We start from the raw sequence: 19,193 nt of genomic DNA on the forward strand, positions 1-19,193 counted from the left end.
GTGTTGCACACATCCGAAGGTGTATCCCTGCACCCGGCGTTGACGCTACAGTCACCCGCTGATCACTGAAATGTGACATAAATCACACTTTCACCGTCAAAGGAGTGCAACACATGAGCATGGGTAAACGCTTGTCCGCCGAATTCCTCGGCACGTTCTGGCTGGTTCTGGGTGGCTGCGGCAGTGCGGTGCTGGCCGCCAAGTTCGGCGGTGACGGCAATCCGCTGGGTATCGGCTTCCTCGGCGTTGCCCTGGCCTTTGGCCTGACCGTGGTGACCGGCGCCTACGCGTTCGGCCATATCTCCGGCGCGCACTTCAATCCGGCGGTCAGCGTCGGCCTGTGGGCCGGCGGACGCTTCCCGACCAAGGATCTGGTGCCATACATCATCGCCCAGGTAGCTGGCGGCCTGTTGGCCGGCTTCATCCTGCTGCAGATCGCCTCCGGGGCCAGCGGCTTCGCCATCGACGGCAGCCAGGCCGGTGCGTTCGCCAGCAATGGTTATGGCGCGCTGTCACCCGGCGGTTACAGCGTGGCAGCGGCCTTCCTGTGCGAAGTGGTGCTGACCGCAGTGTTCCTGATCGTGATCATGGGCTCCACCCATGGCAAGGCACCGGCTGGCTTCGCGCCGCTGGCGATCGGCCTGTCGCTGACCCTCATCCACCTGATCAGCATCCCGGTCACCAACACCTCGGTGAACCCGGCCCGCTCCACCGCCGTGGCTTTCTTCGCCGGCAGCGGTGCGGTCAGCCAGCTGTGGCTGTTCTGGGTCGCCCCGCTGCTGGGTGGCGCGATCGGCGGCATCATCTACAAGTGGATCGGCAACGACCGCTGAGGCCTGTGCGGACCATTGCGGCCGACCTTCGGCCGCAATGGTTACGCTTGTAACCGCAATTTGTGCGATCGCTCACGTTCCGTTAAGGTTGAGTTGACCGTCCGTGCACATGCCGGCCGGGGTGGCATCCGGGGATGGGATGCCAAGGCTGCCGGTCCATCCGGCGGAGCCAACGACACACCACCTTGGGGGATGCATGAAGTTCGCGCCTGTAGTGTTGTCGAGCCTGCTGTTCGCTGCGGCCCAGGCCGCCGCGCAGGCTCCCACCGAATGTCCTTCATTGCCGGCCAGCAGCGGCCTGCAGTGGCAACAGCAGGCACAGGCCGATTTCCTGGTCTGCCGCGCCAGCACCGGCGATGGCCGCGAGGTACTGAGCCTGATGCTCAGTGCGCGCGATCCCAACCTTCCATTGAACCGCTCGTTGCGCCAGGAAAAGGGCAGCTTCGGCGGTGAATCGCTGTACTGGTACCAGCCCGATCTGGGGGGCCAGCAGCCGCCCGGCTATGCCGAGCGCCGCATCAGTGTGGTCAAGCTCGACAAAGGGCGTTACGCGCAGATTTCGCTGTATCCGGACAGCGCGCAGGAACTGGGCTCGCTGCAGCAGCTGGCGCAGGGCATGAGCCTGACCCCGTCGGCCGTGGCTGCCGGGAACTGACGATGGCGGGGATGACTGCCTGGCAGCATCCCCGCAGCACCCGACGCGTGCGACGTCCGCCGGGCATCGCCCGGCGGCGTTACCGGTATCTTTCGCCAGGCTTGGCCCGGCGCAATCCTTCAGAACTTGCCTTCCTGGAAATCGACGAAGGCCTGCATCAGTTCCTGCCGCGTGTTCATCACGAACGGGCCATGGCGCATCACGGGTTCGCGCAACGGACGACCGGCCACCAGGATCAACCGCGCACCTTCGCTGCCGGCCGACAGATGCAGCTGCTCGCCACCGCCCAGCACCGCCAGTTCCTGGCGGGCGACGTCGCGCGCCGCGTCCTGCTCACCCACCGTCACTGCACCTTCGAACACATACGCAAAGGCGTTGTGCCCTTCCGGCAACGCATAGGTCCAGGCGCGATCCGGGGCCAGCGTGATGTCCAGGTACAGCGGATCGGTGGCCGGCTGCACGATCGGGCCCTGCGTGCCATCCACGTTGCCGGCAATCACCTTCACGCCCACGCCCGCTTCCGGGTGCACCACCGGAATCCGCTCAGGGGCGAATTCCTGGTACTTCGGATCGGTCATCTTCTCCTTCGCCGGCAGGTTCACCCACAGCTGGAAGCCGCGCATCTGCCCGCTTTCCTGCTCGGGCATTTCCGAATGCACCAGGCCACGGCCTGCGGTCATCCACTGGACGCTGCCCGGGGTCAGCAGGCCCTCGTTGCCATGGTTGTCGCGATGCCGCATGCGCCCGTCGAGCATGTAGGTGACGGTCTCGAAACCACGATGCGGATGCTCCGGGAAGCCGGCGATGTAGTCCTCGGCGCGGTCCGTGCCGAATTCATCGAGCAGCAGGAATGGGTCCAGGTCCGGCAGCGTGGGGCCGCCGATGACACGGGTCAGGCGCACGCCGGCACCGTCGGAGGTGGGCATGCCACGGATGGTCCGCAGCACGCGGACCGGTTCGGGAAAGCTCATGGCGACTCCTGTTGGATGGATGCCACTGAAGATGGACGCCACACGGCTGCGCGCCAATGGACGGCACCGCAACCGATTGTTCCATCCCTGATGTTCGCTGCACGTCAGCACAACAAGCGTACGACCAAAGTACTACCGCCGATTCGTCCTGTGCCAATTGACCCTGCCGAGGGCACGCGGGACTCTTTGACTGTCTTTCCGGGAGAGAGCACCTCATGAAAGGGTTTTCCAAAATAGGCTGGGCAGCACTCGCCCTGCTCGGCGCCTTCTGTCTGGGCACCGTGGCCTTGCGCCGCGGCGAACACATCAATGCCCTGTGGATCGTCGTCGCCGCCGTTTCGCTGTACCTGGTGGCCTACCGCTTCTACAGCCTGTTCATCGCAAACAAGGTGATGCAGCTGGATCCGACCCGGGCCACCCCGGCGGTGATCAACAACGATGGCCTGGACTACGTGCCGACCAACAAGCACGTGCTGTTCGGCCACCATTTCGCCGCCATTGCCGGTGCCGGCCCGCTGGTCGGCCCGGTGCTGGCCGCGCAGATGGGCTACCTGCCCGGCCTGCTGTGGCTGGTGGTGGGCGTGGTGCTGGCCGGCGCGGTGCAGGACTTCATGGTCCTGTTCCTGTCCAGCCGTCGCAACGGTCGTTCGCTGGGTGATCTGGTGCGCGAGGAAATGGGCCAGGTGCCCGGAACGATCGCGTTGTTCGGCGCGTTCCTGATCATGATCATCATCCTGGCAGTGCTGGCGATGGTGGTGGTCAAGGCGCTGGCGGAAAGCCCGTGGGGCATGTTCACGGTGATCGCGACGATGCCTATCGCGATCCTGATGGGCGTGTACATGCGTTACATCCGCCCCGGCAAGATCGGGGAGATCTCGGTGGTCGGCCTGATCCTGCTGCTGGCCGCGATCTGGTACGGCGGCAAGGTCGCCGCCGACCCCGTGTGGGGCCCAGCGTTCACCTTCACCGGCACCCAGATCACCTGGATGCTGATCGGCTACGGCTTCGTCGCCTCGGTGCTGCCGGTGTGGCTGCTGCTGGCCCCGCGTGACTACCTGTCGACCTTCCTCAAGATCGGCACCATCATCGCGCTGGCCATCGGCATCCTGGTGGTGATGCCGGAACTGAAGATGCCGGCGCTGACCCAGTTCGCCGCCAGCGGCGACGGCCCGGTGTGGAAGGGCGGCATGTTCCCGTTCCTGTTCATCACCATCGCCTGCGGTGCGGTGTCCGGCTTCCACGCGCTGATTTCCTCCGGCACCACGCCGAAGCTGCTGGCCAATGAAGCGCACATGCGCTACATCGGCTACGGCGGCATGCTGATGGAATCGTTCGTGGCGGTGATGGCGCTGGTCGCGGCCTCGATCATCGATCCGGGCATCTACTTCGCGATGAACAGCCCGGCGGCGGTGATCGGTGCCGATGCCGCATCGGCGGCGCACTACATCACCAACACCTGGGGCTTCACCATCACCCCCGAGCAGCTGACCGCGACCGCGGCGGCGATCGGTGAACCGACCATCCTGCATCGCGCAGGTGGCGCACCGACACTGGCGGTGGGCATCGCACAGATCCTGCACGAAGCGATTCCCAGTGGCAGCGACGCGATGATGGCGTTCTGGTACCACTTCGCGATCCTGTTCGAAGCACTGTTCATCCTCACTGCAGTCGACGCCGGCACCCGCGCCGGTCGCTTCATGCTGCAGGACCTGCTGGGCAACTTCGTGCCGGCTTTGAAGAAAACCGAGTCGTGGACCGCCAACATCATCGGTACCGCCGGCTGCGTGGCGCTGTGGGGCTACCTGCTCTACACCGGCGTGGTCGATCCGTTCGGTGGAATCCAGACGCTGTGGCCGCTGTTCGGCATCTCCAACCAGATGCTGGCCGGCATCGCGCTGATGCTGGGCACGGTGGTGCTGTTCAAGATGAAGCGTGACCGCTATGCGTGGGTTACGGCGGTGCCAGCCATCTGGCTGCTGATCTGCACCACCTACGCCGGCTTCATCAAGATCTTCGACAGCAACCCGGCACAAGGCTTCCTGGCACAGGCACACAAGTTCCAGGCCGCGCTCGCCAGCGACACCATCACCGCACCGGCCAAGTCGGTGGCGCAGATGAAGCAGATCGTGGTCAACGCCTACGTCAACACCGGCCTGACCGCGCTGTTCCTGCTGGTGGTGGGCGCAGTGCTGGTGTATTCGATCAAGACCATCCTGGCGGCCCGCCGCAACCCGCAGCGCAGCGACCGCGAGACCCCGTACGTGGCGCTGAAGCCGCATGAAATGGTGGACCTGTGATGAGCACGCAACTGGTTCCCGCCGGCCAGTACCAGGCGCACCGCCGCATCTGGCGGCGCCTGGTGCAGACCGCACGGCTGTGCTGTGGCATTCCTGATTACGACAACTACGTCCGGCACATGCTGGAAAAGCATCCGGACCAGGAGCCGATGGACTACAAGACGTTCTTCCGAGAGCGCCAGGAAGCGCGCTACGGCGGACGCAACGGTGGCCGCTGCTGTTGAGGATTGGCTTCGATACGTTCAGTAGATCCACGCCATGCGTGGATGAAAACTGACAGCGACCGAGTCGAGTCCGGGGTCAGATCCGTTTTCCGGWGGKAAACGKATCTGACCCCATTCTGTTGCGGGATGCCGATGTACTCCATCCACGCATGGCGTGGATCTACGGCGGATCCCGCGAAAAACGGCCCTCAGCCGTTGGCCATCCACTTCAGGATCAGGCCAGTGACGTAGGCCAGGCCGGTGCCGGTGGCATAGCCCACCGTGCCCAGCAGCACGCCCACCGGTGCCAGCGTGGGGTGGAATGCCGCGGCCACCACCGGCGCCGAAGCCGCCGCACCGATGTTGCCCTGCGAACCGATCGCGAAGAAGAACAGCGGCGCGCGCAGCAGCTTGGCAACGATCCACAGCACCAGCACGTGGGTGGCCATCCAGATCGCACCGAGCAGGAACAGCCACGGCCGGTCCAGCAGCGACAGCAGGTTCATCTGCATGCCGATGCAGGCGATCAGGAAGTACAGGAACACCGTGCCCAGCCGCGACGCACCGGCCGCTTCCAGCCGCCGCGCGCGGGTGAAGCTCAGGCCCAGGCCCATCGCGGTGGACAGCAGGATCACCCACACGAACTGGCTGTCCAGGCTGAACTGACTGGCCCAGCTGACGTTGGCCTTGAACCAGCCCGACAGCGGCGCGGCGATGGCGTGGGCCAGGCCGACGCCGCCCAGTGCCACGCCGACGATCACCATCAGGTCGGTCATGCTCGGAATGCGCGCGTTCTGTGCCTCGTAGGCACTGATGCGCGCCTTCATCTCGTCGATGGCACGGGTATCGGCACCGTTGCGGGTGTCGATCTGCTGTGCGCGGTTGGCCAGGAACAACAGGATGGCCATCCACAGGCTGGCGCAGGCCACGTCGACCACCGCGAACTGGCCGAAGGTGGTGGCATCGGTGCCGAACACTTCGCGCATGGCGACCATGTTGGCACCGCCACCGATCCAGCTGCCGGCCAGCGCCGCCATGCCGGCCCAGGTATCACCGGCCACGGTTTCAGGGTGGATCAGCTTCATCAGCTGGAACGAGACGATGGCGCCGAGCATGATGCCGGCGGTACCGGCGCAGAACACGATCAGCAGTTTGGGACCGAGCTTGGCAATGCCTTTCAGGTCGATCGACAGGGTCAGCAGCACCAGCGCGGCCGGCAGCAGCACGTCGCGTGCAACCGGGTTGTACAGCGAGGTGTTGTGGCCGTCGATGACACCGGCGGTGTTGTAGATGGCGGGGATGAAGTAGCACAGCAGCAGCGCCGGCACCCAGGCGAAGATCTTCTTCAGCAGTGGGGTCGGGCCACTGGCAGCCCAGAAGATCAGGGCCAGGGTGGCGGCAATCAGGCCCAGTCCAACGATGTCGTTGCTGATCAGGGCAGTAGCGGGTTCGGTCGGCATGGGATCCTCTGTCGATCGAAAGAGCGGGAAAAAAAAGCGCCGCATGAAGCGGCGCATCCGCAGATTAACACTGTCTTCACGCCGGGTCATGCTGCAGTGCCGGCTGCCCTTTCCCGGAGCCACTCCCATGCAGCTCGGCGCCTTCTCCGTCAGCCTCTCGGTCAAGGACCTTGGGGCCTCCCGCAGCTTCTACGAAGCACTGGGCTTCTCGGTGACCGGCGGCGAGCCGGCGCAGAACTGGCTGGTGATGCGCAACAACGGCATTGTCATCGGCCTGTTCCAGGGCATGTTCGAGGGCAACCTGCTGACCTTCAACCCGGGCTGGGACCAGCACAAGCAGGAACTGCCCCACTTCCAGGACGTGCGCGAGCTGCAGGCGGAGCTGGATGCGAAGGGCATCGAACTGGCGGTGCGCACCGACCCTGATGGGCAGGGCACCGGCTATCTGCAGCTGGCCGATCCGGATGGCAACGTGATCCTGATCGACCAGCACGTGGCGCGGCCGAACGGGCGTTGATGCGGACAGCCATTGCGTGGGTAGGCGTCCCCCCTGGTCGACGGACGGCATGCCAACCAGGGTTGGCATCTACCAGGACGGCCGGTTCAGGCCGGACGTGAGGCGCTGAAATCGAGCGTGGCGCGCGTTCCGCGCGGGTCACAGGGTTGCAGCTGCAGGGTCCAGCCCAGGTGTTCGCACAGCCGCGCGATCAGATCCAGACCGATGCCGCCGCCACGGTCGGCACGCTCGCCACGGGCCATCCGCGCGTGGATCGCCGCAATCTCCTCCGGGCTCATGCCATGCCCTGGGTCCTGCAGGGTCAGCACCGCCGACGAGCTCAGGCGCAGCTCAATGTGACCACGCCCACTGTTCTCGATGGCATTGCGCAGCAGGTTGCCGATCGCGGCCTGCACAACGGCCAGCGGCGCAACGATATCCACCGGGGCAGCCTGGATGCCGATGCTCAGGTCCTTGTCGCCGAGCAGGTGACGATGGTCGTCGACGATTTCCGGCAACAGCTGGTCCAGCGCGATGCGCTCGGCACGCGCGGCCAGACGCGCCGGATCACGGGCCAGCACCAGCAACAGTTCGATCAGCTGCTCCACGCTCTGCGCGGTGCGCAGTACGCGCTGCATCTGCTGGCGCGCGCGCTCGGGCAGGCCCGGCTGTTCCAGTGCCAGCTCTGCAGCACCGGTCATCACCGCAATCGGTGTACGCAGTTCGTGGCTGGCGGTGCTGATGAAGACCCGTTCGCGTTCGACGAACTGCTCGTTGCGGTCCAGGTAGTCGTTCAGCGCATCGGCAATGGTATGCAGCTCGGAACTGCCGCGCGGGTCGACCTCGATGCGCTGGCCCTGAACGCCCGGCCGCAACGCGGCGATATGCTGCGCCAGCAGGCTCAACGGGCGCACCATGCGCTCCATGCCGAATGACGCCATCAGCACGGTGACGAAGATCATGATCACCCCGGCCAGCATCACCCAGCGCGTGGCGAACTGTTCCAGGTCATGGAAATCGGAGATGTCCAGCACCAGCGCGACCCGGCCCATCGGCTCGGTTTCGCGCACCATCACCGCCGTCTCGCGCCCCTTGACCATCACGCCGTCATGCAGCCCTGGATGCAATGAGCGCAGTCCCTCGGGCAGGTTGACCGCATCGAACCGGTACAGGCTGAGCGTGTCCGAATCCTGCCAGCGGTAGTGCGGCTCGTGCTCGACGTGCTCGACGATGCTGTCCAGTTCGGAATTGAGCAGCGCGCGCCAGGCGGCATGCTCGGCATGTTCATGCACGTAGTTGCCGACGCTGAACACCGCGATCGACAGCAGCGCCAGATAGCCCAGCAACCACCACACCACCCGCCGGTACAGCGGCCCCGGCTTACGCGCCTTCATCGCCATCCTTGCTGGCATCGCTGGCGGTGCTCACCGCCAGCCGGTAGCCCACCCGCGGCAGGGTATGGATCAGTTTCCCGGCGAACGGACCATCGACGCTGCGGCGCAGTTCGTAGACATGCGAACGCAGCAGATCGCCATCCGGCGGTTCGTCGCCCCACAGGGCGAATTCCAGCTGCTGGCGGGTGACCGCACCCGGACTGGCGCGCATCAGTACCTCCAGCAGCTTGCGGCAGGCCGGGTACAGATGCAGCACCTGGTTGCCGCGCTGGGCTTCCAGGGTGGCCAGATCCAGCACCAGGTCGCCCACCTGCAGGCGCTTGCGCGGGTTGCGGCCCTGCGCACGCAGCAACAGCGCTTCCAGCCGCACCTCCAGCTCAGGCAGCGCGAACGGCTTGGTCAGGTAGTCGTCGGCGCCGGCGCGGAAGCCGGCAATCTTGTCCGGCAGCTCGTCACGCGCGGTCAGCATGATCACCGGCACTTCCGATGCATGCTCGGCGCGCAGCCGGCGCAGCACCTCCGGACCCTCCATGCGCGGCAGCATCCAGTCCAGGATGACCGCGTCATACGGATGGCTTCCGGCCAGGTGCAGTCCGGTGATGCCATCCGGCGCCACGTCGAGCACATGCCCGCGCGACTCGAAATAGTCGAACAGGTTGGCCACCAGCTGGCGGTTGTCCTCGATCACCAACAGACGCATGCACGAAACATCCACGGAAGTTCGTACCATGGTAGCGCCGCACATGTCGGAATGCGGTCGCCCCGGCGCCGCTCTGACGCTTTTCCCACCCCTGCCACCTCAGAATGGCCGTTTTGCTCCCGGAGCCTGCCGTGCCCGTAGCCCTGCCCCGCCGTTGGCGCCTGCCCCTGTTGTGGCTGCTGATCATTGCTGCGCTGGCAGCAGGGATCGGCCTTCGGCAGCCGCAGCCGCCGGACGAGCCGCGCTTCGTGCTGGCGGCCAGGACCATGGTCGAGAGCGGGCAATGGCTGCTGCCGCACCGCGGCGTGGAGCTGTATGCGGAGAAGCCGCCGGTCTTCATGTGGCTGCAGGCCGCCGCCTACGAGATCGTCGGCAGCTGGCAGTGGTCGTTCCTGCTGCCGTCGTTGCTGGGCGCCCTGCTCAGTCTGTGGCTGGTGTCGGATCTGGCACGGCGGTTGTGGTCACCACGGCATTCCATCTACGCCCTGGCGGCGCTGTTCTGCACTCTGCAGTTCGGGCTGATGGCCAAGCGCGCGCAGATCGACATGGTGCTGGTGGGCATGACCACCGTGGCCCTGTGGGGCCTGATGCGCCACCTGTGCGAACGCCGCAATCTGCCCGCCCTGTGGCTGGCCGGCTTCGCCGCCGGCGTGGGTACCGTGACCAAGGGCGTGGGCTTCCTGCCGCTGCTGATGGTGCTGCCCTGGTTCGGCTGGTGGCTGTACCAGCGTCGCCGGGGGTACACGGTGGAGGGCCCGCATCCGGCAACCCTGCTGTGGCTGATCCCGGCCTTCCTGCTGGGTGTCGGGGTGTGGCTGGCGCCACTGGGCTGGGCCCTGCTGCACACGCCCACTGCCGAACTGCAGGCCTACGCGCATGAGCTGTTGTTCAAGCAGACCGGTACCCGTTATGCCAATGCCTGGCACCACCGGCAGCCCGCCTGGTACTACCTGCAGGTGATCCTGACCCTGTGGCTGCCGGGCAGCCTGCTGCTGCCGATGCTGTTCAAGCCCTGGTGGCGCCGTATCCGCCGTGGCGACCGCCGGCAGTGGCTGCTGCTGGGCTGGGCCGTGCTGGTGCTGGTGTTCTTCAGCGCCAGCCCGGGCAAGCGCGAGGTGTACCTGCTGCCGATGCTGCCGGCGATGGCCCTGGCCGCGGCGCCATTGCTGCCCGGCCTGCTGCGCCGCCTGTGCGTTCGCCGCTATCTGTTCGGCTACAGCGTGGTGCTGATGCTGGCCACCGGCGTGCTGGGCGTGATGCTGATGACCGAGCACCCGTGGGCCGTGGCCCAGCTGGAGCGCCGGGCCATGCCCGACACCCTGCTTCCGGTACTGGGCGACGGCCTGCTGACCTTCGCCATCGCTCTGGCGACGTTGATTGTCTGGTTGCGGGTGCGCCGCGCCGCAACGCTGGTGCTGCTGACCCACGGCATGCTGTGGATGCTCTACGGCCTGGTGCTGATCCCGGCGCTGGATCCCTACGCTTCGGCGTCGGCGCTGATGCGCCGGGTCGGCGCGCGGATCGGACCGGACGCCGAACTGGCACTGGTGGCCTGGCGCGAACAGAACCTGCTGCAGGCCGACCGGCCGGTGCGCGAATTTGGCTTCAAGCGCCCCTGGGCCGAGCAATGGCACGACGCCGGCCCGTGGCTGGCCGAGGCACCTGGCAAGCGCTGGCTGCTGGTGCTGGACGACGCAATGAGCCCGTGCGTGGACCCAAGCAAGGTGATCGATATCGGTATTGCCAACAGGAACCGCTGGCAACTGCTTCCCGGTACCGCGTGGGACGCGGAATGCCACGCCGAACGGGCCGGCGCGACCGCCGAAGAAGACTGAACGTTGACACGTGCCGGGCAAGCATTAACCCGGCACGAACGAGCGTCCGACCCTTCTCCGACATCCAGGTGACGAGCATGGCCGCGGATTCCCGACCCGCCCTTTCCCCGCATGCCTGTCCGTCCCCTTGATTCGGTAGCGCCGCTTGCAACATCGCCACTGGCGTCAAAATTCGCCGTAACTCACCTCTGGCTGCCTGTCGCAATCGGTCTACCCGTGTTTACGCTGCTGATGGGATTCGGCGGTGATCAATGGGTGGCCGACCACCTGTTCCGTCTTGAGGGCGGGCATTGGGCGTTGCAGGACGCCTGGGTCACCCGCACCCTGGTGCACAAGGCCGGCAAATGGCTGAGCACGGCAGCGGCGCTGGTCGCGATCCTGCTGTGTTTCCACCACTGGCGCAAGGGTCGCGATCGCACCCTGCAATGGGCGCTGCTTTATGTCGTGATTGCCATGGCACTGGGCACCGGCGTGATCTCCCTGCTGAAGTCGCTGGTGCCGATGGAGTGCCCCTGGGACCTGCTCCGCTACGGTGGCAACCAGCCTTTCATCGGGCTGTTCACCGCGCGCCCGGCCGGCATGGCCGCGCAGGCCTGCTTCCCTGCGGGGCATGCCAGCGCGGGTTACGCATGGTTGTCCTTGTACTTTTTTGCCTTGCTGTGGCGCCCTTCATGGCGCTGGGCCGGGCTGTGGATCGGCCTCGGCACCGGCCTGGTATTTGGCATCAGCCAGCAGCTGCGGGGCGCCCATTTCCTTTCGCATGACGTTGCCACTGCGTTGATATGTTGGCTGCTTTCGCTGGGCCTGTATCTGATCGTCAAAGGCGTACTGACACGCCGTCAGCTGGACCGTCCCCACCGCCAGGAGGCAAACGCATGAATGCATCGGTCCAACGCCCCGCCCGCCTTCCCGCCCTTGCGGGTCTTCGCAACTGGCGGCCGCAGCTTTCCACCGAAGCACTGATCGCGCTGACCAGCCTGTTCTTCGCGGTGGCCGGCAATGGCCTGTTCTGGCACAGCGCGATGGCCAGCCATCCGGGCAGCCTGCGCTACGGGCTTTCGCTGCTGCTGTTGCTGCTGGGTGCACACGGCGTACTGCTGGGCATCCTGGTCTGGCGCTGGAATGCCAAGGTGGTGATCAGCCTGTTGCTGCTGGTGACCGCATTCGCTGCGCACTACATGAGCCGCTACCACATTTACCTGGATGCGGACATGCTGCGCAACGTGCTGGCGACCGACCCCAAGGAAAGCCGCGAGCTGATGACCGTGTCGCTGCTGTGGCCGGTGCTGCTGCTGGCCGTCCTGCCGATGGTCGTGCTGTGGCGCGTGCAGCTGCGCCGCCGCAGCTGGGGCCGCAGCCTGCTGTGGCGCCTCGGCTTCCTGGTCGTGGCAGCGGTGACTGCCGTTGGCGGTGCGCTGATCTCGTTCCAGGATGTCTCGGCACTGATGCGCAACCAGCGTGAAGTGCGCTACCTCGCCACCCCGGCCAACGTGCTGCTGGGCATGCCGCGTGCGCTGCGTGGCGACAACCCGGTGCAGCGCGCGCCGAAGCTGCCGATCGGTACCGATACCAAGGCCACCCCGCGTGCACCTGCCAGCAAGCCGCGCCTGCTGGTGATCGTCATGGGCGAAACCGTGCGCGCGCAGAACTGGGGCCTCAACGGCGGCCGCAACACCACGCCGGAACTGGCCCAGGCACCGGTGATCAACTTCCCCGACATGCACTCCTGCGGCACCAGCACCGAAGTATCGCTGCCGTGCCTGTTCTCGCCGTGGGGTCGCCACGACTACGACGAAAAGAAGATCCGCGCGCACCAGTCGCTGCTGCACGTGCTGAACCGTGCCGGCATCGCACCGTTGTGGCGTGACAACCAGTCCGGCTGCAAGGGCGTGTGCGAAGGCCTGGAGTTCCAGTCGCTGTCCGATGCGACCACCCCGGGGCTGTGTGCAGATGGCCGCTGCATGGACGAGATCCTGCTGCAGGACCTGGCCACCCAGGTGCGTGCCAAGCCAGGCGACCGCGTGGTAGTGCTGCACCAGCTGGGCAACCACGGCCCGGCGTACTTCGAGCGTTACCCGGCCGCCTTTGCTCGTTTCAACCCAACCTGCGACACCCGTGACATCGGCCGTTGCTCGCGCGAAGAGATCACCAACAGCTACGACAACGCCGTGCTGTATACCGATCATTTCCTGAGCAAGACCATCGGCACCCTGCAGGGCATGCAGGATTACGATACGGCGATGATCTACCTGTCCGACCATGGCGAATCGCTGGGCGAGAAGGGCCTGTTCCTGCACGGCGTGCCCTACGCCATCGCCCCGGCCGAGCAGACCCGGGTGCCGATGACGATGTGGTTCTCGCCGGGCTTCGCCAGCAGCCGCGGGTTGGACCTGCAGTGCGTGCGCAAGCGTTCGGCTGCGTATACCGACCACGACAACCTGTTCCCGTCGGTGTTGGGCCTGATGCAGGTGAAGACCTCGCTGTACGAGCGCGACCGCGACGTGTTCGCCAACTGCGAGGGTTGAGGGTTGTTCGGCAGGGCTTGCAGCCCTGCACCTGCAGAGGCAACCGCAACCGCCGAAGCAACAGCAACAGCGCGCATTCCGTGGGATGGCGGGGTGGGTCCGGTGGCGGGGGACGCCGTGAATCCGTCCCTGGAGGCTTGGCAGCCGCATCCATGCGGCTGACACCCCCGCCACCGGACCCACCCCGCCTTTGACAGTTTCCTGCGACCTGTTGAATCTCAATCGATCAATTTCGAATATCTGACAGATTCCATCCACGCATGGCGTGGATCTACCAGATCGCGGGGAACTGTCAGAGGTGGGGCGGTGTGGGCTTGCAGGACCGTTGGCGCCATGGATGGCGCCATCGAGCCCCCATGGACGGGTTTACGGCGTGTCCTGCAAGCCCACACCGCCCCGCCAAACCACGGATCACCCGCTTCTGCTGTTGCTTCGGCCTTTGCCGTTGCTTCGGCGGGTGCAGGGCGCAGCCCTGCCGAACCCAACCGACTTCCGCCACTTGCGGTGGCAGCCACTGCCCACTAGCCTTCGGCCGTCGTTCACCACCCAAGGACCGCCCGTGAAACACCGTCATCTCCTGCTGGCCTCGGCTGTCGCCGCCGCCACGCTGGCCCTGGTCGCCTGCAAGAAGGAACCCACCCAAGGCACCGATACCGCCAGCAGCAGTGCCCCGGCCGGCGAAACCGCCGACCAGTTCGTGGCCCGCATCAATGCCGAATTCAAGGCCGCCTACCCGGAGATGACCTCGGCCCAGTGGCTGTCCTCCACCTACATCAACAGTGATTCCGAACGCATCGCGGCCAAGGCCAACGAGCGCTCGCTGACCCAGCTCAACAGCTGGATCGAACAGGCCGCCAAGTTCGACGGCAAGCCGATGAGCGAGGACAGCAAGCGCGCGATCCATCTGCTGAAGCTGATGTCCTCGATGCCCGCGCCGCGCGATCCGGCCAAGCTGGCCGAGCTGACCCAGATCGCCACCCGCATGGAAGGCAGCTACGGTGCCGGCAAGTACTGCACCGATGCCAATGATCCGAACTCCTGCCGCCAGCTCGGCGACCTGGAGCAGGTGCTGGCACGCAGCCGCGACTACGACAAGCAGCTCGATGCGTGGCAGGGCTGGCACAGCACCACCAAGAGCATGCGTGGCGACTACCAGAAGTTCGTCGGCCTGGTGAACGAAGGTGCCAAGGGCATGGGCTTCACCGATGCCGGGCAAATGTGGCGCAGCGGCTACGACATGCCGCCGGAGCAGATCGGCCCTGAAACCGATCGCCTGTGGGAACAGGTCAAGCCGATGTACGAGCAGCTGCACTGCTACGCGCGCGGCAAGCTGGACAAGACCTATGGCAAGGACAAGGCCGAAGTGGGCAATGGCCTGATCGCTGCGCACCTGCTGGGCAACATGTGGCAGCAGGACTGGTCCAACCTGTGGGACCAGCTGGAACCCTATCCGGGCGCCGGCAGCCTGGACATCACCGCGGCGCTGGAAAAGCAGTACCAGACCAACCTGAGCGCGGCGCTCGCCAAGGCCGGCAAGGACGCCAACGTCGCCGCGCAGTACAAGGCGCAGCGCGAGGCCGAGCTGCGTACCGCCAAGCAGATGACCGAGCGCGCCCAGGACTTCTACGTGTCGCTGGGCATGCCGTCGCTGCCGCAGTCGTATTGGGAAAAGACCCAGTTCATCAAGCCCGATGACCGCGACGTGGTCTGCCACGCCAGCGCCTGGGACATGAACATGGAAGGCGACGTGCGCACCAAGATGTGCATCAAGCCGAATGAAGAGAACTTCACCACCATCTACCACGAGCTGGGCCACATCTATTACGACCTGGCCTACAACCCGCTGCCGCCGCTGTTCCAGGGCGGTGCCAACGATGGCTTCCATGAAGCGATCGGCGACACCATCGTGCTGGCGATGACGCCCAAGTACCTCAGCTCGATCGGCCTGGTCGACGCACCGACCGAGAGCCGCGAGGCGGTCATCAACAACCAGATGCGCATGGCGCTGTCCGGTGTGTCGTTCCTGCCGTTCGGGCTGATGATCGACCGCTGGCGCTGGGGCGTGTTCGACGGTTCGATCACCGCCGACAACTACAACAAGGCGTGGTGGGACCTGAAGGCCAAGTACCAGGGCGTGGCCCCGGCCAGCACCCGTGGCGAAGAGTTCTTCGACCCGGGCGCGAAGTACCACGTGCCGGGCAACACCCCCTACACCCGCTACTTCCTGGCGCGCATCCTGCAGTTCCAGTTCTACAAGGGCCTGTGCGACGCGTCGGGCTACAAGGGCCCGCTGCATGAGTGCACCTTCTACGGCAACAAGGAAGCCGGCCAGAAGTACTGGGCGATGCTGAGCAAGGGTGCCAGCCAGCCGTGGCAGGCCACGCTGAAGGAACTGACCGGTACCGACAAACTCGATGCCGGCCCGATGATCGAGTACTTCACGCCGGTCAACGAGTGGCTGAAGCAGCAGAACGAAGGCCAGATGTGCGGCTGGCAGGCCAACGCGGCCCCGGCGGCGAAATGAGAAAAGGGGCGGGTCCGCGAGGATCCGCCCCTTTCTGGTAGTGCCGGCCGCTGGCCGGCAACTGCACGGTGGAAATCCATCTGGCAGCCGGCCAGCGGCCGGCTCTACCGAAATGCCTGTCAGCTGTTCTTCTTCGCGGCCATCGCCGCAGCCAGCTCGGCCTTGAATTCCTCGAAGGTCTGGCCCTTCTCCCTGGCTTCGGCCTGTGCGGCATCACGCAGCGCGTCGGAGTACATCAGGCGCACCGGCGTGCCGTTGCGCTCGTGCAGTTCACCGGCCTGCATGATCAGCGCCAGCACCTGTGCGGCGCTCTCGCTGTGGCCGGCAATGCGGCCATCCATGCCCAGCACCCATTCGCCGTCACGGCGCACGACACCGGCCAGCAGGGTGCGCTGTGCATCGCGCAGTTCCGCATGCGGCTCCACCGGCGAGGCCTGGGCAGCGGCCTTGTTGGCAGCCTGCTTTTCCTGGCGACGGCGCTGGTCGCGGCGGGTCTTGGAGCTGGTGGACATGGTGCGGTACCGCTGCGAAAGGGGGGCGCAAGGATAGCGCACCCCGCCCGCAGCACCGCTTCACACCCCTCAGTCCAGCACTTTGCCGTGCCGCCAGTAGCCCATGAAGGTAATCGCGCGGCGGTCCAGCCCGCAGTCGCGGACCAGGTGGCGACGGATCGCCATCACCGCCCCCGCCTCGCCTGCCACCCAGGCATACAGCGGCCCGGCCACGCTGGCATCGGCCTGTTCCCAGAGGATCTGCGCGTCAACGTCGATCTCTTCCAGTTCGTCGCCGGCGGCCACGCTCGAGGCCGCTGCCAGGCGTGCCTGCACCGCCTGCAACAGCGGCTGCCCGTAAGCCGCCTGCCCGCGTGGCAGCCAGACCAGCTCGGCCGTGTCCGGGGCCTTCAATGGCACAGCATCCCCGGCCTGGGCGACCTCCAGCAGCGCCAGCGTGCGTGGCGGATCGGCCAGCGCGGCCAGTTCCTCGAGAATGCCGGCCACCGCCGGCAGCGCGGTTTCATCCGCCACCAGCAGCACCTGGCCGACACCCGCCGGCGGCTTCCATTCCCAGCCTTCGCTGCTGTCGGCACAGTCGGCATCGGGGGCCAGCAGCACTACGCGGTCGCCCGGCCGCGCGTGGATGGCCCAGCGCGAGGCCGGCCCGGTTTCGCCATGGAGCACGAAATCAACGTCGACCTCGCCCTGCTCGGCACGCAGCTGGCGGATGGTGTAGGTGCGCATGGGCGGGCGCTGGTCGTCCGGCAGCGCCCGGTAGCGCGGATACCAGTCCTCGCCGCTGGGCACCTGCGGCACGTCCTGGCCGGGCAAGGGGAAGAACACCTTGATGCGCTGGTCCGGGCCTTCGGTCTTCATCCGTGCCACGTCGGCACCGGTGAACACCATGCGGTCCAGGGAAGGGGAAAGAACGCGGCGCTCCTTCAGCGCCACCTCGAACAGGCGATAGGTCTGCTGCGCAGCCATGGGGGAACCTCATGCAACGACATCGGATCGGCTGGCTGTCGTGCATCCACGCACCGGCTGGCTGGAGTCCCCAGCCTAGTCCGGTCGTTCCTCGCCGCAAGCGTTGCGGGCATCGCGGCCCGCCCTACCCCTGCGCGCTGCTCAATGGCCCGTGCAGGCTGCCTGCGCCGCGCGCTCGCGCTGGTGTTCCCAGTACCAGAACACGAATCCGGCGCCGAAGAACGCGGCCTGGCCCAGTGCCAGGTGCAGCGGGCTGGCACTGAGCAGCGGCGACACCACGCCAGCCACCACCGTGCTGATCATCAGCTGCACGAAGGCCTGCAGGGACGATGCCAGGCCACGCTGGTGCGGGTACATGTCCAGCACCGCCAGGGCCAGGATCGGGAAGATCAGCGACATGCCCATGCCGCCCAGGAAGATCGGCAGCACCGCCCACGGCAGCACGAACTGCGGCGACAGCGCCACGTAGCCGACATTCAGCAGCGCCGACAGCGCGCACAGGCTGAAACCGATGGCGACCTGGCGGGTGGGCGTGGTGTGCCCGGCCATGCGCCCGGACAGGAACGAGCCGGTGGTCATGCCGCCGATGGTGGGAATGAACAGCCAGGCGAAGCCGCCTTCGCCCAGGTGCAGGTGCTGCATCACGAACACCGGTGCCGAGGAGATGTACAGGAAGATGCCGCCGAAACCGATGCTGCCGGCCAGCGCCAGGCGCAGGAAGCGCGGATTGAAGCCGATGCGTACGTAGTCGCGCAGCAGCACGCGCGGCGACAGCGGCACCCGTGCCTCGACCGGATGGGTCTCCGGCAGGTAGCGCGCAGTGGCCGCCAGCAGCACCAGCGCGAACACCACCAGGAACCAGAAGATCAGCGGCCAGCCCGCGCCACTGAGCAGGATCCAGCCACCGATGATCGGGGCGATGGCCGGAGCGATGCCGAACAGCATCGACACCTGGCTCATCAGGCGCTGCGCATCGTGGCCGTGATACAGGTCGCGGATCACCGCGCGGCCGACAATCATGCCGACACCCGCTGACAGGCCCTGCAGCGCGCGGAACGCCAGCAGCGTGGACAGATCCGTGGACAGCGCACAGCCGACCGAGGCGCCGACGAACACCACCAGCCCCCCCAGGATCACCCGCTTGCGGCCCCAGGCATCGGACAGCGGGCCGTGCGCCAGGCTCATCAGGCCGTAGAACAGCAGGTACACGCTGATGGTCTGCTGCACCGCCACCTCGTCCACCGCCAGGCGCTGGGCCAGCTGCGGGAACGCCGGGAAAATGGTGTCGATCGAGAACGGGCCGAACATGGCCAGGCCGGCAAGCAGCAGGGCCATGCGGCGGGTGGAGGGAGCAACGGCGGCGGTCATGGAGGAAGCGTCCGGCAGGGCCATGCGCGGCACGCACGGCGGGCGCCGGTCCCCCTGCAGCAGGGACGGCGCCAGATGAATTCGGGTATCCGCCCATCATAGGCGGGGATTGCACCCGGCGCCATGCAGAACTGCACAAAACGCACGCCCGGGCCATCGGCCATTCAGGCGCGACGACCTGGCGCGGAGGCGGCCGCCGTGCCCGCAACGGGCTATAATCGGCGGGCAACACGGTGGGAGAAGCGGAACACCGCTGCCGAAGGCGCAACGCCCGTAATCGCTCAGGCCCGATACCACCCGTAACACAACTCTGGAGAGACCGGTTCGATCCGGCGCCGAAGGGGCACGAAGCTGCGGCCAACCGCGCTTTTAAACTCTCAGGCAAAAGGACAGAGGGGCGCCCCGCAGACCGCCGACCGGCGGCTTGTGCCCGTGCGTGTGCCCTTTCCTGACG

Annotated in this window: 16 protein-coding genes and 1 riboswitch; of the genes, 9 read left to right on the forward strand and 7 right to left on the reverse strand. The window is 66.3% G+C overall.

Features of this window, described 5'->3' with window-relative positions; all coding sequences use genetic code 11:
- The first annotated feature begins 113 nt into the window (after positions 1-113).
- Positions 114-833 (forward strand): aquaporin Z, encoded by a 720-nt coding sequence (gene aqpZ, locus D7T59_RS15235; RefSeq protein WP_006462519.1) that lies wholly within the window; start codon positions 114-116, stop codon positions 831-833.
- Between the two features lie 196 nt (positions 834-1,029).
- Complete coding sequence (locus D7T59_RS15240; RefSeq protein ID WP_106551168.1) at positions 1,030-1,488, forward strand: hypothetical protein; 459 nt, start codon at positions 1,030-1,032, stop codon at positions 1,486-1,488.
- 119 nt (positions 1,489-1,607) lie between these two features.
- Here the strand turns inward: D7T59_RS15240 and D7T59_RS15245 are convergent, their stop codons facing one another.
- Positions 1,608-2,459 (reverse strand): pirin family protein, encoded by an 852-nt coding sequence (locus D7T59_RS15245; protein WP_180852700.1) that lies wholly within the window; start codon positions 2,457-2,459, stop codon positions 1,608-1,610.
- A 215-nt stretch (positions 2,460-2,674) separates the two neighbouring features.
- On the opposite strand from D7T59_RS15245, the gene D7T59_RS15250 reads away from it, so the two are divergent.
- Positions 2,675-4,756 carry a carbon starvation CstA family protein gene (locus D7T59_RS15250; protein ID WP_049427667.1) on the forward strand — a complete coding sequence of 694 codons (2,082 nt, stop codon included), beginning with the start codon at positions 2,675-2,677 and terminating at the stop codon, positions 4,754-4,756.
- Complete coding sequence (locus tag D7T59_RS15255; protein WP_005410613.1) at positions 4,756-4,980, forward strand: YbdD/YjiX family protein; 225 nt, start codon at positions 4,756-4,758, stop codon at positions 4,978-4,980. Before D7T59_RS15250 ends, D7T59_RS15255 begins: the two co-directional genes overlap by 1 nt.
- A gap of 188 nt (positions 4,981-5,168) precedes the next feature.
- On the opposite strand, the gene D7T59_RS15260 is transcribed toward D7T59_RS15255, so the two are convergent.
- On the reverse strand, positions 5,169-6,419 hold the full coding sequence (locus D7T59_RS15260) for a DUF819 family protein (protein ID WP_164138670.1): 1,251 nt from the start codon (positions 6,417-6,419) through the stop codon (positions 5,169-5,171).
- Positions 6,420-6,546: 127 nt separating this feature from the next.
- Here D7T59_RS15260 and D7T59_RS15265 point away from each other — a divergent pair, with 127 nt between their 5' ends.
- Entirely contained in the window at positions 6,547-6,936 is a 390-nt protein-coding gene (locus D7T59_RS15265) for a VOC family protein (RefSeq protein WP_180852699.1), read from the forward strand.
- 86 nt (positions 6,937-7,022) lie between these two features.
- Here the strand turns inward: D7T59_RS15265 and D7T59_RS15270 are convergent, their stop codons facing one another.
- A complete protein-coding gene (locus tag D7T59_RS15270; protein WP_164138674.1) occupies positions 7,023-8,309 on the reverse strand; it encodes a sensor histidine kinase in 1,287 nt (428 codons plus the stop codon).
- Positions 8,296-9,009, reverse strand: a complete 714-nt coding sequence (locus D7T59_RS15275) for a response regulator transcription factor (RefSeq protein ID WP_164138675.1) — start codon at positions 9,007-9,009, stop codon at positions 8,296-8,298. Before D7T59_RS15275 ends, D7T59_RS15270 begins: the two co-directional genes overlap by 14 nt.
- Before the next feature lie 104 nt (positions 9,010-9,113).
- On the opposite strand from D7T59_RS15275, the gene D7T59_RS15280 reads away from it, so the two are divergent.
- The 4 genes from D7T59_RS15280 (at position 9,114) to D7T59_RS15295 (ending at position 15,893) form a co-directional block, all read left to right on the forward strand.
- Positions 9,114-10,844: an ArnT family glycosyltransferase gene (locus D7T59_RS15280; RefSeq protein WP_219629839.1), complete on the forward strand. Its 1,731-nt coding sequence runs from the start codon at positions 9,114-9,116 to the stop codon at positions 10,842-10,844.
- 111 nt (positions 10,845-10,955) lie between these two features.
- Positions 10,956-11,723 (forward strand): phosphatase PAP2 family protein, encoded by a 768-nt coding sequence (locus tag D7T59_RS15285; protein ID WP_180852698.1) that lies wholly within the window; start codon positions 10,956-10,958, stop codon positions 11,721-11,723.
- The gene (locus D7T59_RS15290; RefSeq protein ID WP_180852697.1) at positions 11,720-13,369 is read left to right on the forward strand and encodes a phosphoethanolamine transferase; all 1,650 of its coding nucleotides are present in this window, start codon (positions 11,720-11,722) and stop codon (positions 13,367-13,369) included. Before D7T59_RS15285 ends, D7T59_RS15290 begins: the two co-directional genes overlap by 4 nt.
- Before the next feature lie 559 nt (positions 13,370-13,928).
- Positions 13,929-15,893 (forward strand): M2 family metallopeptidase, encoded by a 1,965-nt coding sequence (locus D7T59_RS15295; protein ID WP_180852696.1) that lies wholly within the window; start codon positions 13,929-13,931, stop codon positions 15,891-15,893.
- A gap of 119 nt (positions 15,894-16,012) precedes the next feature.
- On the opposite strand, the gene D7T59_RS15300 is transcribed toward D7T59_RS15295, so the two are convergent.
- The 3 genes from D7T59_RS15300 to D7T59_RS15310 form a co-directional block, all read right to left on the reverse strand.
- A complete protein-coding gene (locus D7T59_RS15300; protein WP_005410623.1) occupies positions 16,013-16,405 on the reverse strand; it encodes a hypothetical protein in 393 nt (130 codons plus the stop codon).
- 69 nt (positions 16,406-16,474) lie between these two features.
- Positions 16,475-17,371: a siderophore-interacting protein gene (locus D7T59_RS15305; RefSeq protein WP_180852695.1), complete on the reverse strand. Its 897-nt coding sequence runs from the start codon at positions 17,369-17,371 to the stop codon at positions 16,475-16,477.
- Between the two features lie 141 nt (positions 17,372-17,512).
- Entirely contained in the window at positions 17,513-18,739 is a 1,227-nt protein-coding gene (locus tag D7T59_RS15310) for a multidrug effflux MFS transporter (RefSeq protein ID WP_180852694.1), read from the reverse strand.
- A gap of 300 nt (positions 18,740-19,039) precedes the next feature.
- A riboswitch (glycine riboswitch) is annotated at positions 19,040-19,142 on the forward strand.
- Positions 19,143-19,193 lie beyond the last annotated feature (51 nt).

It is taken from the genome of Stenotrophomonas maltophilia, assembly GCF_013464915.1.
Taxonomy (GTDB): Bacteria; Pseudomonadota; Gammaproteobacteria; order Xanthomonadales; family Xanthomonadaceae; genus Stenotrophomonas; species Stenotrophomonas maltophilia_AT.